Annotated in this window: 14 protein-coding genes and 3 tRNA genes; 11 read left to right on the forward strand and 6 right to left on the reverse strand. The window is 74.1% G+C overall.

Annotated elements, in window-relative coordinates; genetic code table 11:
• Positions 1-3 precede the first annotated feature (3 nt).
• Entirely contained in the window at positions 4-891 is an 888-nt protein-coding gene (locus QRT03_RS04680; protein ID WP_286051343.1) for a TIGR03620 family F420-dependent LLM class oxidoreductase, read from the forward strand.
• On the opposite strand, the gene QRT03_RS04685 is transcribed toward QRT03_RS04680, so the two are convergent.
• Positions 888-1,262, reverse strand: coding sequence for a VOC family protein (locus QRT03_RS04685; RefSeq protein ID WP_286051344.1), 375 nt, complete (start codon positions 1,260-1,262; stop codon positions 888-890). The genes QRT03_RS04680 and QRT03_RS04685 overlap by 4 nt on opposite strands.
• A 55-nt stretch (positions 1,263-1,317) precedes the next feature.
• Here QRT03_RS04685 and QRT03_RS04690 point away from each other — a divergent pair, with 55 nt between their 5' ends.
• Complete coding sequence (locus tag QRT03_RS04690; RefSeq protein ID WP_286051345.1) at positions 1,318-3,138, forward strand: MFS transporter; 1,821 nt, start codon at positions 1,318-1,320, stop codon at positions 3,136-3,138.
• Between the two features lie 74 nt (positions 3,139-3,212).
• Here the strand turns inward: QRT03_RS04690 and QRT03_RS04695 are convergent, their stop codons facing one another.
• A complete protein-coding gene (locus QRT03_RS04695; protein WP_286051346.1) occupies positions 3,213-4,070 on the reverse strand; it encodes a hypothetical protein in 858 nt (285 codons plus the stop codon).
• 160 nt (positions 4,071-4,230) lie between these two features.
• Between QRT03_RS04695 and QRT03_RS04700 the strand changes: the two genes are divergently transcribed.
• The 9 genes from QRT03_RS04700 to QRT03_RS04740 all read left to right on the forward strand — a co-directional run bounded on the left by QRT03_RS04700 (position 4,231) and on the right by QRT03_RS04740 (position 9,451).
• Positions 4,231-4,995, forward strand: coding sequence for a phosphatase PAP2 family protein (locus QRT03_RS04700; protein WP_286051347.1), 765 nt, complete (start codon positions 4,231-4,233; stop codon positions 4,993-4,995).
• 126 nt (positions 4,996-5,121) lie between these two features.
• The gene (locus tag QRT03_RS04705; protein WP_286051348.1) at positions 5,122-6,252 is read left to right on the forward strand and encodes an FAD-dependent monooxygenase; all 1,131 of its coding nucleotides are present in this window, start codon (positions 5,122-5,124) and stop codon (positions 6,250-6,252) included.
• 58 nt (positions 6,253-6,310) lie between these two features.
• Positions 6,311-7,555 carry a serine hydrolase domain-containing protein gene (locus tag QRT03_RS04710; RefSeq protein ID WP_286051349.1) on the forward strand — a complete coding sequence of 415 codons (1,245 nt, stop codon included), beginning with the start codon at positions 6,311-6,313 and terminating at the stop codon, positions 7,553-7,555.
• Between the two features lie 147 nt (positions 7,556-7,702).
• A complete protein-coding gene (locus tag QRT03_RS32065) occupies positions 7,703-7,987 on the forward strand; it encodes a hypothetical protein (protein ID WP_345783232.1) in 285 nt (94 codons plus the stop codon).
• Positions 7,988-8,073: 86 nt separating this feature from the next.
• Positions 8,074-8,814 carry a ScbR family autoregulator-binding transcription factor gene (locus QRT03_RS04720; RefSeq protein ID WP_286051350.1) on the forward strand — a complete coding sequence of 247 codons (741 nt, stop codon included), beginning with the start codon at positions 8,074-8,076 and terminating at the stop codon, positions 8,812-8,814.
• A 64-nt stretch (positions 8,815-8,878) separates the two neighbouring features.
• Positions 8,879-8,951: transfer RNA gene (locus QRT03_RS04725), tRNA-Glu, on the forward strand.
• Between the two features lie 22 nt (positions 8,952-8,973).
• A tRNA-Asp gene (locus tag QRT03_RS04730) sits at positions 8,974-9,047 on the forward strand.
• 28 nt (positions 9,048-9,075) lie between these two features.
• Positions 9,076-9,149, forward strand: a tRNA-Phe gene (locus QRT03_RS04735).
• Between the two features lie 95 nt (positions 9,150-9,244).
• Complete coding sequence (locus QRT03_RS04740; protein ID WP_286051351.1) at positions 9,245-9,451, forward strand: hypothetical protein; 207 nt, start codon at positions 9,245-9,247, stop codon at positions 9,449-9,451.
• Between the two features lie 71 nt (positions 9,452-9,522).
• On the opposite strand, the gene QRT03_RS04745 is transcribed toward QRT03_RS04740, so the two are convergent.
• The 4 genes from QRT03_RS04745 to QRT03_RS04760 all read right to left on the reverse strand — a co-directional run bounded on the left by QRT03_RS04745 (position 9,523) and on the right by QRT03_RS04760 (position 14,053).
• Positions 9,523-11,229, reverse strand: coding sequence for an LGFP repeat-containing protein (locus tag QRT03_RS04745; protein WP_286051352.1), 1,707 nt, complete (start codon positions 11,227-11,229; stop codon positions 9,523-9,525).
• A 64-nt stretch (positions 11,230-11,293) separates the two neighbouring features.
• Positions 11,294-12,238 carry a hypothetical protein gene (locus QRT03_RS04750; RefSeq protein ID WP_286051353.1) on the reverse strand — a complete coding sequence of 315 codons (945 nt, stop codon included), beginning with the start codon at positions 12,236-12,238 and terminating at the stop codon, positions 11,294-11,296.
• 52 nt (positions 12,239-12,290) lie between these two features.
• Positions 12,291-13,202: a S1 family serine peptidase gene (locus QRT03_RS04755; RefSeq protein ID WP_286051354.1), complete on the reverse strand. Its 912-nt coding sequence runs from the start codon at positions 13,200-13,202 to the stop codon at positions 12,291-12,293.
• Between the two features lie 77 nt (positions 13,203-13,279).
• Positions 13,280-14,053, reverse strand: coding sequence for a coniferyl-alcohol dehydrogenase (locus QRT03_RS04760; protein ID WP_286051355.1), 774 nt, complete (start codon positions 14,051-14,053; stop codon positions 13,280-13,282).
• Between the last annotated feature and the right edge of the window lie 53 nt (positions 14,054-14,106).

The following is a 14,106-nucleotide window of genomic DNA, read 5'->3' on the forward strand; positions in this document are numbered from 1 at the left end:
ATCATGCCTGAGGCACGCATCGACTTCCCGTCCCGCGTCGGCGTCTGGTGGACCAGCGACGCCTGGCGCATCTCCGACGCCGCCGACGTGGCCCGCGACCTGGAGGGGATGGGCTACGGCTCCCTCTGGTACGGCGAGGCCTACGGCAAGGAGACCCTGACGCAGGCCGGGGCGTTCCTGAACGCGACCGACCGGCTCGTCGTCGGGACCGGCATCGCGAACATCCACGCGCGCGACCCGATCGCGGCGGAGTCCGGCGCCCGGACCCTCACCGCCCTGCACCCGGGCCGCTTCGTCCTCGGACTCGGGGTGTCGCACGCGCCGCTCGTCGAGCGGGGCCGTGGCGGCACCTACGCCAAGCCGCTGGCGACGATGCGCGACTACCTGCAGCGCATGGACGCCGTGCCGGACGAGGTCGAGCCCGGGGCGCGCCCCACGCGCGTGATCGCCGCGCTCGGTCCGAAGATGATCGAGCTGTCCGGCAGCGCCGCCGACGGCGCGCACCCCTACCTCGTCCTGCCGGAGCAGACCCGGGCCACGAAGGACGCGCTCGGCGCCGACAAGTGGGTCGTCTCCGAGCAGGCGGTGGCCCTCGGCGACGAGGAGACCGCAATGCGTCGGGCGCACGCACACCTGGAGATCTACTCCGGGCTGCCGAACTACCGGAACTCGTGGCTGCGGCAGGGCTTCGACGAGTCCGACCTGGTCCGCGGTGGGTCGGAGCGCCTCAAGCGGGCCCTGGTGGGCATGGGCCCGGCCGAGCAGGCCGCCGCCTCGATCACCGCGCACCTCGACGCCGGCGCCGACCACGTGCTGATCCAGGCCCTCGGCGACTCACCCTTCGACGACCCGCGCCCGGCGCTGCGCGAGCTGGCGGAGGTGCTCTTCTAGCGGGTGTCGCGCCGGATCGGGTGGTCCGGCGGGACCTCCACCAGCACGATCGCGCGCCCGTCGGGGTCGGCGATCCAGCACTCGCGCAGGCCCCACGGCTCGGTGCGGGTGCCGCGGGTGATCGCCACCCCGGCCAGGCGCAGCTCGGTCTCGGTCGCCGCGACGTCCCGGACCTGGACCCAGATCGCGTCCGGACCCACCGGCGCGTCCGAGCTGCGCCCGGACACCTCGAGGTAGCCGGTGCCCAGGAAGTAGACGACGCCGCCGGGGAACTCCCGGGCGACCGCCAACCCCAACGAGCCGCCGTAGAACGCCCACGCGGCCTCCGGGTCGTGCGGGCGGATCAGGATGCGGCTGGACAGCACCTCCACGTGAGGTCCCACCTTTCCGTGGTTCGCTCGGCCCGGCGGGGGCATCCTGACGGGCGTGAGTGCTCCCGGCCAGGACGTCCAGCAGCCCGACAGGAACCGGTGGCGGGCCCTCGTCGTCTGCCTGGTCGCCGGCTTCATGACGTTGCTCGACGTCAGCATCGTCAACGTCGCCCTGCCCTCCATGCAGCGGGGTCTCGGAGCGTCGTCGGCGGAGCTGTCGTGGGTGGTCTCGGGCTACGCGCTGACCTTCGGGCTGGTCCTGGTCTCCTCCGGTCGGCTGGGCGACGACCGTGGTCGCAAGAAGATGTTCCTCATCTCGCTCGCGCTGTTCACGGTCACGAGCGCGGTGGCCGGGTTCTCGGTGGACCCGACGATGCTCGTGATCGCCCGGCTCCTGCAGGGTGCCGCAGGCGGCATGCTGAACCCGCAGGTCATCGGCGTGATCCAGCAGCTGTTCACCGGGCGGGAGCGCGGCCGGGCGTTCGGGCTCTTCGGCGCGGTCATCGGCATCTCGACCGCGGTCGGCCCGCTCGCCGGGGGCGCCCTGCTGGAGTGGGTCGGCGAGGCCGAGGGCTGGCGCTGGGTCTTCTACGTCAACGTGCCGATCGGGATCGTCGCGCTGCTGCTCGGGCTGTGGTGGCTGCCCCGGGACGAGGCGCAGACCGGCGGACGCCGTCCCCTGGACGTCGTCGGCGCGATCCTCCTCGGCGGCGCCGTCGTCGCGCTGATGCTCCCGCTCGTGCTCTCCGAGCAGGACGTCTCCGGCGCCCCGTGGTGGCTGATCGGCGTGGCCGTCCTGCTGGGGCTGCTCTTCGTCGCCTGGGAGCGCCGGGCGAAGCGCACGCACGGGCACCCGCTGGTGAACTTCGCCCTGCTGCGCACCCGCAGCTACGCGATGGGCACCTCGCTCGGGCTGCTCTACTTCGCCGGGTTCACCTCGATCTTCTTCGTGCTCACCCTGTTCCTGCAGCAGGGCCGGGGGTTCACCCCGCTCGAGGCCGGCCTCGCGCTGACGCCGTTCGCGGTCGGCTCGGCGGTCTCGTCGGCGGTCGGCGGGCGGCTCATCTCCCGCCTCGGCAAGCCGCTGATCGTGGGCGGGCTCGTGACGGTGGTCGTCGGGCTCGTCGCGACCGACATCGTGCTGCGCTCCGACCCGACCGCCGTCGGCTGGGCGATCGCGCTGCCGCTGCTCGTGGCCGGCGTCGGCGGCGGGTTCGTCATCGCGCCGAACCAGACCCTCGCGCTCGAGGAGGTCCCGGCCCGCGAGGGCGGCACGGCGGCCGGGGTGCTGCAGACCGGCCAGCGCATCGGCTCGGCGATCGGCATCTCGGCGGTCGGCGCGGTGTTCTTCGGCTCGCTGTCGTCGAGTCGGGGTGACTGGTCGAGCTCGATCAGCTCCGGTCTGATCATCACCGTCGGGCTCGTGGTGCTGGCGCTGATCGTCGGGGTCGTCGACCTGCTGGTCGGGCGGCGGGGCCGCACGGCCGTTCCCGACGGCGGGTCGTCCCCGTCGTCCCCGTCGTCCTCGACGGCGGAGGAGGCGCCCGGGCCGGCCACCTCGAACGGGACCGGACCGGCCACGCCGGTCGGACCCGCCGTCGTCGGGAAGGTCGTCCGCTCGGAGGACGGTGAACCGGTCCCGGGTGCGGTGCTGACCCTCGTCGACGAGGCCGGCCACCAGGCCGCCCGGGCCGAGGGCGACGAGACCGGCGCCTTCCGCCTCGTGACCGCCCGGTCCGGCACCTACCAGCTGGTCGCGCGGGCCGAGGGGCGCGCACCCGACGTCGGCCGGGTGTCGATCAGCGGGTCGGAGAGCGCCTTCGACGTGGTCCTCGGGCCGTCCGCCACCGAGCACGCGCTGCCGATCATCCACTGACACCCGTCGAGCGGGTACGCAGCGCTGCTGAAGCGCCCTCGGCGGCGCGCTCGATGCCCGTTGATCAGCAGCCCTCACGCCCGCTTCAACGGCGGGCGCGCGACCCCGTCGTCACCGGCCAGCGACGCCTGCGCGGGCGAGCGGGCGAGCACCACGACCCCGCCGAGCGCGAGCACGAGGCCCAGCACGAACCACGGGGCCCCGCCCGGCTGGATGCCGTCGCCGAGCAGCAGGAGTCCCAGCAGGCCCGGGGCCAACGTCTCCGTCACCGCCAGGACGGCGACCACCGGCCCGACCGACCCCCGCGCGAGCGCGACCGTGTACAGCCCGAGGCCCAGGGCCGCGTAGCCCACGAGCGACCACGCCACGGGGTCGGTGAGCACGGTCCGCACGACCTCCTCGAACGGCCCGTCGAGGTCGACCAGCCGGACCGCGACGGCCGTCCCGCCGAAGGCCAGGCCCGCGATGAACGCCGTCGGGACCGCCCGCCGGCTGCGCAGCGCGATCCCGATCCCGCCGACCGCCAGCAGGACCAGCACCACGATCAGCGCGATCGTGCCGCCCACCCCGACCTCCGGGAGTTCGCCCGTCCGGGCGCTGCCGACCAGCAGGGCGAGGCCGACGACGTTGGCCCCGGCCGCGACGAGGTCGATCCGCCGCAGCGGGGTGTCGAAGACCCAGTGCGAGGCGATCACGGTGATCACGACCTGCCCCGCGACGATCGCCTGCACCGCCACGATCGGCATGTAGCGCAGGGCGAGCACCGTCAGGACCCAGCCGAAGATGTCCAGCAGCAGACCGGACAGGTAGAGCGGGCTCGTGACGACGCCGGCGGCCCGGGTGGCCCGGCGCGTCGCCATCGCCTCCAGGATGGCCGCCCCGGCGTTCGCAGCGGCGGCGACGAGCGCGGCCGCGAGCCCGAGGACCAGCAACCGCCACCTCCCGTGGGACGACCTCCGACCTCTGCGAGTCTGCCCGTCCCACGCCGCCCCGACCCGTTCATCGGCGTGCGCGCGTCGGGTGCTCCCTACGGGGTATCAGGTCTGTCCCGACGTCGGGTCGGGACGCTGAGGGAGACAGGGGCCCACGACGGTGACGACGGCGATCGGCCTGGCGGTGGTGGCGGTGCTCCTGCTCGGCGGGGCGGTGTACGCCCGGGCGCGGACCCCGCGACCGGTACCGCGGTGCCTGGTCGTGGCCGGCGTGCTGGTCGGGCTGTCGGCGGTGGTGTTCGGGCTGGTCGCGCAGGACGAGACCCTCGCGGCGACCGACGGGCCGGTGCTCGGCTTCCTGCTCACGCAGCGCACCCCCGGACGCACCGACCTCGCGGAGGCCGCCTCGCTGTTCGGCGGCACGTTCTTCACCGGGGGCCTGGCGGTGCTCGCGGCGCTGGTCCTCGCGCTCCGGGGGCGGCGGTCCCGGGCGGTCGTCTGGGTCGGCGCGGTGCTTGTGGGATCCATCACCATCCGGCTCCTGAAGACCGCGGTCGAGCGGAGCCGGCCGCCGCTGGACGCCCGGCTGGCCGTCGAGACCTCGGCCTCCCTGCCGTCCGGACACGCACTGATGGCGTCGCTGGGCGTCGGGCTGACCGTGGTCGCGGTGCTCGTCCTCCTGCGCGACTCGTCCGTCCGCGGACCGGTCGTGCGTGAGGCGATCGTGCTGGTCGGAGCCCTGATCGTGCTACTGATCGGTACGAGCCGGGCCTACCTCGGCGTGCACTGGACGACCGACGTCCTCGCCGGGTGGATGCTCGGGACGGCCCTGCTCGCGCTGGCCGTCGCGCTGGCGACCGTGCTCGAGCGCCGACCCGCCGAGATCGATCCCTCGAAAGGATCAGTTGACGCCGCCGTGAGCTGACGGAAGGCGGCAAGGAACACGATCGGGGGACCAATGGCGTCACTCGTTTGCTCTCATTAGGGTTCTCCGGGAGCGCAGTCAGTGCCCTACGTGGCCACATCGGATCGGGGGTCGATCGTGGAGCAGGTGCCGCTCCTCGTGCTCGGGACCGGTGTCGACGGGCTGGCGACCGCGATGTGCCTCGCCCACCAGGGCTTCCCGGTGCAGGTCCTCGACCGCGGGCCGGACCCGCGCGTCGACACCGAGGCGGGCCCGAGCGGATCGACCCTGCTGCGCCCGGCGGCGTCGCGGGTCCTGCACGGGCTCGGCGTCCTCGACGGACTGCAGCCACGGACCCTCGAGGTCCAGCGGCTCTCGCACTGCGACGCCGCGACGGGCCAGCCCCTGCGCAAGATCGAGCTCGGCGAGGTCGTCCGCGCCCGCTTCGGCTACCCCTTCCTGATCGCCGACCGCCGCGAGCTGCGCCGCGTGCTGGCCGAGGCCTGCGCACGCGACGAGATGATCGACGTGCGGTGGGACAGCCGCCTCACCGGCGTCGAGGACATCGGCGACGCGGCCCTGGTGGGCCTCGAGGGCGGGGAGGAGTGGCGCGCGGAGGCCCTCGTCGGCGCGGACGGCTCCTCGAGCCGGGTCCGGGCCCTGCTCGACGGCGGGGCGGGCGCGCTCTCGCCGACCTTCGTCGTCCGCCGGGGCACGATCGCCGCCTCCGCGGGGGAGTCCACCCACCCGGAGCTGCGGGTGTGGTCCACCCCGGCGCTGCAGGTCGCGCGCATCCCCTCGCCGAGCGGCGGCGCCGAGGTCGTCCTCGTCACGCGGGCCGACCTGCCCCCCTCGGAGCGCGAGTGGATCGTCTCCCGCCTCGACCCGGAGGTGCGGCGCACCGTCTCCGGGGTCGCCTCGCAGGAGCCGGAGCAGGTGGTCGCGCACCAGCGCCCCCTGCCGCGCTGGACCCGGCACCGGCTCACCGTCGTCGGGGCCGCGGCCCAGCCGCTGCTGCCGCACGCGGGCGAGGAGGAGAGCCAGGCGCTGCTCGACGCGCACGCGCTCGGAGCGGCGTTCGACCGCTCGGACGGCCGCATCCTGCCCGGGCTGGAGGGCTACGAGACGCTCCGCGCGGCGGCCCGGGCGGCCTGCGCGGCGCGGGTCGCGGAGTTCGCCGCCCTGTCGCACGCCGAGGGCCTCACCCGTCGCCTCCGTGACCGCCTGTGGGCCCGCGAGGCGGTGGACGAGGTCGTCGAGGTCGTCGGGGACCCCTGAGGCCCCGTCCTCGATCACTCCGCTCGATCATGACGCCGGACGGGCGCAGGATGGTCCGGTGAGCACCGCTGCCCCGGAACGTCCGATCACCGTCGAGGAGGACCCCGCCGCGGTGGGGTTCGATCCCGCCCGCCTCGCGCGCGTGGACACCCACTTCCGCCGCTACGTCGACGACGGCCGCCTCGCCGGCTGGCAGGCCGTCGTGGCGCGCCACGGCAAGGTCGTCCACGCCTCGACCCACGGCCGTCGCGACGAGGAGGCCGACCTACCGGTCGAGGCCGACACGCGCTGGCGCATCTACTCCATGACGAAGCCCATCACCTCGGTCGGCGCGCTGATCCTCTTCGAGCGCGGCGAGCTCGAACTGACCGACCCGATCAGCCGGTGGCTGCCGGCCTTCGCCGAGCCCCGGGTGTACGTCAAGGGCAGCGCCACCGCCCCGCTGACGATGCCCAGCCCCGAGCCGGTCCGGGTCTGGCACCTCCTCACGCACACCGCCGGGCTGACCTACGGCTTCCACCACGCCCACCCGGTCGACGAGCTCTACCGGTCCCGCGGCTTCGAGTGGGGCGTCCCGGAGGGCATGGACCTGGCGGCGTGCGTCGACGCCTGGGCGCAGATGCCCCTGGTGCACACGCCGGGCACGGAGTGGAACTACAGCCACGCCACCGACGTGCTGGGCCGGCTCATCGAGGTCGTGTCCGGGCAGAGCCTGGACGCGTTCCTCCGGGCCGAGATCCTCGACCCCCTCGGCATGACGACGACCGGCTTCCAGGCCGACGACCCGTCCCGGACCGCGGCGCTCTACGCCCTGGGGCCCGGCCGCACCCGGGTCCGGGCCGACGGCATGGGCGAACCGTTCCTGCGGCCGCCGACGTGGCTCTCCGGCGGCGGAGGGATGGTCTCCACCGCATCGGACTACCACCGCTTCACCCAGATGCTCGCTCGCGGTGGCGAGCTGGACGGGGTCCGGATCCTGGGATCGCGCACCGTGGCCTACATGGGACGCAACCACCTGCCCGGGGGACTCGACCTCGAGCAGGTCGGCCGGCCGCTGTTCGCGGAGATGCCCTTCCACGGCGTCGGCTTCGGGCTCGGGGTCTCCGTGGTGACCGACCCCGCCGCCTACCGGACGCTCGTCAGCCCAGGTGAGATGGCCTGGGGCGGCGCCGCGAGCACCGCGTTCTGGGTCGACCCGGCGGAGGGGATCACGGCCCTGTTCCTCACCCAGCTCCTGCCCTCGAGCGCGCACCCGATCCGCAGCCAGATGCGGTCGCTCGTCTACCAGGCGCTGGTCGACTGACGCGCTACGTGACCGGCGTCAGCACGCACCGTCACGAACCTGAGGACTCCCCGGGTCACCCTGAGAGAGGGCTGCACAGCGACCGCCTGCTCGGTAGCGTCCAGCCCTGCCTCGCGGTGGACGAGGGAACGGGTGCACAGGAGACGGATGAACGTGACGCCGGGTCCACGACGACGGCCAGCCGGACCGCATCCGGAGAGCACGACGGTCGCCCCGACGGTCCCCGCGCCCCGCGGGTCCGACCAGGGGGCGCTGGCCGGGGTACCGGCCCAGCGCACCGCGGCCGACGTGTACCGGGTCAGCGAGGAGCAGGTGCACCGTGCGCGCATGGCGGTCGCCCGCAACGCGCTGGACTCCGAGGACTGCCGCGACCTGCTCGACATGCTCGGGCTCATCGGCGAGCCGGGCGAACCGCCGCCCGTGCGCCGCTGACGCTCGCCCGGAGGCGCTGACCGGACGGGCCCGCCACCCCGGCGGTGCCCGGCCCGGACGGCGCCGTCTGCGAGCCTGATCCCGACATGGTCGACGTCCCCGCCACGCGCCCGGCCGGCTCCGAGGCACCGCTGCGCCCCGCCCCCCGTCAGGCGCGGGCGGTGGCGACCCGCGACACGATTCTCGAGGCCGCCGCCCACGAGTTCGCCGCCGAGGGCTACCACGCCGCGTCGCTCTCGAAGATCCTCGAGCGCAGCGGGGTGACCAAGGGCGCGCTGTACTTCCACTTCACCTCGAAGCTCGCGATGGCCGACGCCGTCGTCGCGGTGATGGAGGAGCGGTTCCCGGAGATCGCGGCGTCGTTCGAGGGACTGGGCCGCGACGCCCTGACGACGGCCGTGCACCTGGCGATCGGCATCGCGGACGCCCTCGCCGCGGACGTGTGCTGCCGCGGCGGGATGCGGGTGATGGGCGAGGGTGCCCTGGGGCCCGCGCGCGCCCCCTGGCCGTACCGCTACTGGGAGGACGTGTTCGTCGACCTGCTCGCCCGCGCGGCGGCGGAGGGACTCCTGCGCGACACGGTGGACTCCCGCGAGCTGGCCCGGACCGTCGTCGCGATCGGGCACGGGCACCGTGTCGTCTCCACCGCGACGACCGGCCTGGCCGACCTGCGGGAACGCGCCGTCGCCTCCTGGGAGCTGCTGCTCGGGTGCGTGGCCGATCCGGCGTGGCTGGAGCGGTGGAACGCGGCCGGCGGGATGGCGTCGCTGCCCGTCGGGGTGCCGACGACGGGGGTGCCTGACGGGGGCCCGGGAGCCGTCCCGTAAGCTTCCCCCTGCACCCGACGGAGCGGACCGGTCCACACCGGAGGGGGTAAGGTCCACACACCGAGCCCCCATCGTTCAGTGGCCTAGGACTCCGCCCTTTCAAGGCGGCAACGCGGGTTCGAATCCCGTTGGGGGTACGCAGTACAGTTCGACAAGCAAGGCCCAGTGGCGCAGTTGGTTAGCGCGTCGCCCTGTCACGGCGAAGGTCGCGGGTTCGAGTCCCGTCTGGGTCGCACAGTCAGGCCGGTGTCCGGCCGACAAGGCCAGGTAGCTCAGTTGGTACGAGCGATCGCCTGAAAAGCGATAGGTCGGCGGTTCGACCCCGCCCCTGGCCACCCTTCCTGATCGGGTCGCCGTCCGTGTGTTGCGCCGGACGGCCGAACGGGCATTACACTCCCGCCGCAGACGACGGCCGAGGGGGTTGGACGCCGTGGGCGAATGGGTCATCGCGTTGTTGGTGCCGTTCCTCGTGATCGGCGCCGTCGCGCTGGTCGCGGGTCTGATCACGCTGCGGCTGCGACGCCGCTCGATCCGACGGATGTCGGCGAATCCGCCGCAGCCGGACCCGCAGTGGCAGGGGGCGCACGTCGAACCGCTCGTCGAGCGTGAGGTGGACGCGCACCGTCGCGGAGCCTGAGCGGCCCCGATCCGCGAGTGCGACACCGGGCAGGCCCGGGAGCCCCGGGACCTGCCTGGTGACGACCTCGCCTAGCGGGTGAACACGTAGGTCTGGTTGTTCGCCTGGTACCAGATGATCGTGCCCTTCGCGAAGTCGCTGCGCTGGCCGCCGGTCATCGCGTACTGGTCCGTCGTCGGGAACCCGATCACGCTCGTGGGCCCGCCCAGCGCCTTGTACCGCGTGAGGATCGCACCGCGCACCGCGTGCGCCCCCGTGGCCTGCGACCAGTAGATCGACCCGCCCGCGTAGTCCTGCGCGCGCCCGCCGGCGACGGCGTACACCGCCGCCTTCGGAGCGCCCAGGTACGAGGAGGCCCCGCCCAGCTTCTGGTAGTACGCCGTCACGGGGTCGGTGGCCGGGGCCGTGGTCGTGGAGGTCGGCGGCTTCGTGGTGGTCGGGGGGACGGTCGTCGTCGGCGGGGCCGTGGTGGTCGGGGGCGCCGTCGTGGTGGGCGGCGTCGTCGTCCCGAGGTCGATCCCGGTGGCCGCCGCGTACCGGCGCAGGGCCTCCATGAAGTAGTAGTCGCCGAACATGATCCCGGTGTCGGCGCTGCCCGACGGCTTGTTCTGCGTGCCGTGCAGCAGGACGGCCTGGTTCGTGGTGCCGTCGGCGAGGTAGGCCGGGGTGGACAGCGAGGCGATGATGTCGCGCGCGCCCTCGAGGTAGCGCTGCTTGCGCGCGGCGTCGGGCTCGAGCGTCGAGAGCTCGACGAGGCCGGACGCGGCGATCGCGGCCGCGGAGGAGTCGCGCGGCTGGCCGGCCGTCGAGGGCAGCGAGAAGTCCCAGTACGGGACCTTGTCGGCGGGCAGGTGCGAGAGGAAGTAGTCGGCGGACGTCCGCGCCGTCGTCAGGAACTGGGCGTCCCGGGTGAACCGGTAGGCCATGGTGAAGCCGTGCACGGCCCAGGCCTCGCCGCGCGACCAGGTGGAGTCGTTGCTGTAGCCCTGGTGGGTGTACTTGCTGATCACCGCGCCGGTGGTCTGGTTGTAGTTCACGACGTGCCAGCTGCCGCCGTCCGGGCGGAAGAAGTCGCGGGCCGTGGTCTTCGCGTGCGTCGTCGCGATGGTCGCCAGCGACGGGTCGCCGCCGTTCTGGGCCGCCCACCAGAGCAGCTCCAGGTTCATCATGTTGTCCATGATCACCTGGTACTTGGAGGTGTCGGTCCGGGCGTCCCAGGAGCGGATCGCGCCGACCTTGGCGTTGTAGCGGGTCGACAGCGTCCGCGCGGCGGTCAGGGCGACGGCCTTCGCGTTCGCGTCGCCGGTGAGCACGGCGTCCTGGCCGAACGAGTTGAAGATCTGGAACCCGACGTCGTGGCTGGTGTCGTCGGTCTTGTTCGACTCGACGCCGGCCTGCCACGCCTCGGCGCGCTGCTTCCACACCGGGTCCTTGGTATGCGCGTACGCCTGCCACAGCGCGCCGGGGAAGAAGCCGCTGGTCCAGTCGGAGGCGCCCGCGGTGACCCACGCGCCGTTCGCGCCGGTGCGGACGGGGTAGGCGTTCGTCGCGGTCCGACCCGCCGTCGCGGCCAGGCGGGCCTCGGCGAAGGCCAGGTCCTTGCGGACGGTGTCCGCGCTGAGTTCCGCGGCGCGGGCCGGGGGCGCCGTGAGCACCTGCGTCCCCGCCCCGAACACCGCGACCGCGGCGAGTGCCGCCACGACCGTCCATCGCCGGGCCCACCCGCGCCCGACCGTCCCCGCCGTCATGATCTCCCCCTCCGGATGACGCACCGTCACCGCAGGAGTCGTATCGATCAGCCGAGAGCGTTACGGCAGGTGGCCTACGAACACGGAACGCACCTCAGAAATCCACTCCGCCGCCCTCGGCCTTCGGGATGTCCGGCCGACACGCCGGTGCACCCACCGGCACCCAGCGGGCGTCGCCGCCGTGGCGCGCCGTGCCGTCCGCGGCCGTGCGGGCCGGGCCGCTGCCCTCCTCCGGGCGGTAGCACCGGTCGAGGCCCACCGCGTCGAGGTGGCAGAGGAACCACGTGACCATGACGGCGTCGACCGGTCCCGCGTCGGTCGGGAGCTCCGCGTCCCAGTACGTCGCGTCGGCGTCGGCGCGCACCCGCCACGCGCGGCCCCACCGGTCAAGCAGGGTCCGCCGGGAGGGCACGGCGTGCAGGCGCTGACGCAGCCGCAGCTCGCCGAGCGGGAGGTCGAGCGTCCAGTCGACGAGATCGCCGCGGCGCTCGCCCCGCGCGGTCGCGGCGACACCGCCGGTCTCCTCGGCGAGGCGGAGCGCCACGGTCTCGACCGTCCCGTCCCCGGTGCGCCCGAGAACGCTCTCCTCGAGGGCGAAGGTCCGCCGCTCGTGGCGCACGACCCGCCGTCCCCGCCGCTGGTCCGTGTCCGCGACGCCGCAGCCGGCGAGCCGGACCGCCCCGGCCTCGGCGCCGTCGGGGAGCGAGAACTCGGCTCGGACGCCCCCGGCGTAGCGGGAGAGCTCGTCGTCGTACCGGTCGTGGCGCTGCGCCCAGCCCAGCCGGTACCCGGGCACCATGGCGCCGATCGCCGCCAGCCAGCAGCCGAACCACAGCAGGAACGCCGGGGTCCGGTCCTCGACGAGGAAGACCGCGACCAGCGCCGCGAGCCCGAGGACCCCGAACCCCGCGCTGGCCCACCACCATCGGAGCCACCCGCGTTCCCGGGCCCGGGACAGGGCGGAGCGGGGGAACAGCGGACCGTCGCCGGGGATGAAGGGCGCATCGGTCGGGGGAAGAACGTCGTCACGAATCGTCATGCGCCCAGAGTCATGGTGACGCTGGGTGCATGGCGATCGGCCGAACGAGTGGTCAGAGGAGTCCGAGGCTCCGGAACGGCCCACCGGTCGCGAGGGCGAGGTCCCCGGGAGCGCCGTGGTCCCGCGCGTAGTCGAGCATCCTCGCGAGGTCGCCGACACCGTTCGATCCCGGCGCGGGCAGCAGGTTCAGCGTCGACAGCACGCCCACGGCCGTCCCATCGGGGGAGAGGAAACCGCTGCCGGAGTCTCCGGGCACGCCCGGGGTCACGGTGAGCACGGGGTGGCTCCAGCCGTTCCCCTGGTCGCCGAGCCCGACGCCGACCTTCGGCGAGAGGGCCGCGACCCCGCCGCGCAGTTCGGAGTTGCCGTAGCTCGCGACCCGCTCGCCGGCGCCCAGCCCGTCGGTGTCGAGCCCGGTCGGCCCGCCGAAGAACGGCACCGTCGGGGAGACCGCCGCGACGTCGGCGGGGTCGATCTCGACCAGAGCGAGGTCGTTGTAGGCGCAGGCGTCCGCGTCGGACTCGCCGGACTCCTGCATCGCCAGCCACGAGTTGTAGGCGAGCTTCCCGGGCTTCGACGCGCCGCTGATCTCGACCGGCGTGCCGAGGGGCAGGGACTCCGAGGTGCACCCGTCCGTCTCGGTCGACCCGCCCGTGCCGGAGCAGTGGGCGGCCTGGCCGAGGAAGGTCTTCCCGCCACCGGTGAACACGAAGTTGGAGGTGCACTGCGCCCCGTCGGTGCGTACCTGCACGCCCGGGTGGATCGTCGATCCCCCCAGCGCGGCGGCGAGATCGGGCAGCGCGATCGGGGCCGGCAGCGGGACCGCAGGGGCCGGGGCGGTCACCGCTCCGGGGACCGGGGGCGCCGGGGACGGCGTCGGATCCGCCCACGCCGCACCGCCCGCCGCACCGAGCAGCAGCGCCGCTCCGGCCAGCACCGTCGCGAACCGTCGTCCCTGCCGCACCCGCTCACCCCACCCGATCGGCTGATCCGTTTCACGGACACAACGCCCGGAACCCGGGTGGGTGACGGCGGAGGCGCTTACCGCGTCTGGAGGGCGGCCCAGGTGGTGGCCGCGGCGACCCCGCCGTCGGCGGCGAGGGTCTGGCCGTTGATCCAGCGGCTCTCGTTGGACATGAGGAACGCGACGACGGCCGCGATCTCGTCCGCCTCGGCGTCGCGGCCGGCGGCCGTGCGCTGCCGGGCGAGCCGGCGCGGGTCCATCGAGCGCTCGACCTCGGCGAGCTGGGGCGTCCGGACGGGCCCGGGCGCGACCCCGTTCATGCGGACCCCGTCCGGCCAGGTCAGCGTGGAGGAGGCCGTCGTGTACGCGAGCACGGCCTCCTTCGACACCTCGTAGACCGGCCGGTCCGGACGGCGCTCGCGGCACCAGCGCAGGCCCTCCTCGAAGGAGGTCGTCGCGAGCAACGGCCGCAGCTCGGCCAGGTGCGCCACCCAGTGCCTGCCCTCGGCCGAGGACACGTTCACCACCGACCCGCCGCGCTGGATGCGGGGCAGCAGCCGTTCGGTCAGGTGGCGCATCCCGAGGAAGTTCACCGCGAGCACGGTCTCCGCGGGGGACGTGCCCGGGACACCGGCGACGTTGGCCAGCGCGTCCACGCGATCGTCGAGCCGCTCGACGGCCGCGTCGATCGACCGCGGGTCGGCGAGGTCGCAGCGCACGTGGGCGACCTCGCGGTCCGGCGGGTCCCGCCGGTCGAGGCCGATCACGGCCACACCGTGGCGCGAGAGGAACTGCGCGAGGGCGCGTCCCACCCCCGACGAGGTGCCGGTGACGACGAAGACGGTGCTCATGACACCGGTCAGAGTAGACAACCCCTTCTCGGTCACCGGCGGGTGACCGGTGA

Source organism: Actinomycetospora termitidis (assembly GCF_030286555.1).
Lineage (GTDB): Bacteria > Actinomycetota > Actinomycetes > Mycobacteriales > Pseudonocardiaceae > Actinomycetospora > Actinomycetospora termitidis.

What these genes read in the sequence shown, in the direction of transcription:
- QRT03_RS04720 (WP_286051350.1), top strand. Translation starts at nt 8,074, where the DNA reads ATGGTCGACGTCCCCGCCACGCGCCCGGCCGGCTCCGAGGCACCGCTG.
- QRT03_RS04760 (WP_286051355.1), bottom strand. Translation starts at nt 14,053, where the DNA reads ATGAGCACCGTCTTCGTCGTCACCGGCACCTCGTCGGGGGTGGGACGC.
- QRT03_RS32065 (WP_345783232.1), top strand. Translation starts at nt 7,703, where the DNA reads ATGAACGTGACGCCGGGTCCACGACGACGGCCAGCCGGACCGCATCCG.
- QRT03_RS04750 (WP_286051353.1), bottom strand. Translation starts at nt 12,238, where the DNA reads ATGACGATTCGTGACGACGTTCTTCCCCCGACCGATGCGCCCTTCATC.
- QRT03_RS04680 (WP_286051343.1), top strand. Translation starts at nt 4, where the DNA reads ATGCCTGAGGCACGCATCGACTTCCCGTCCCGCGTCGGCGTCTGGTGG.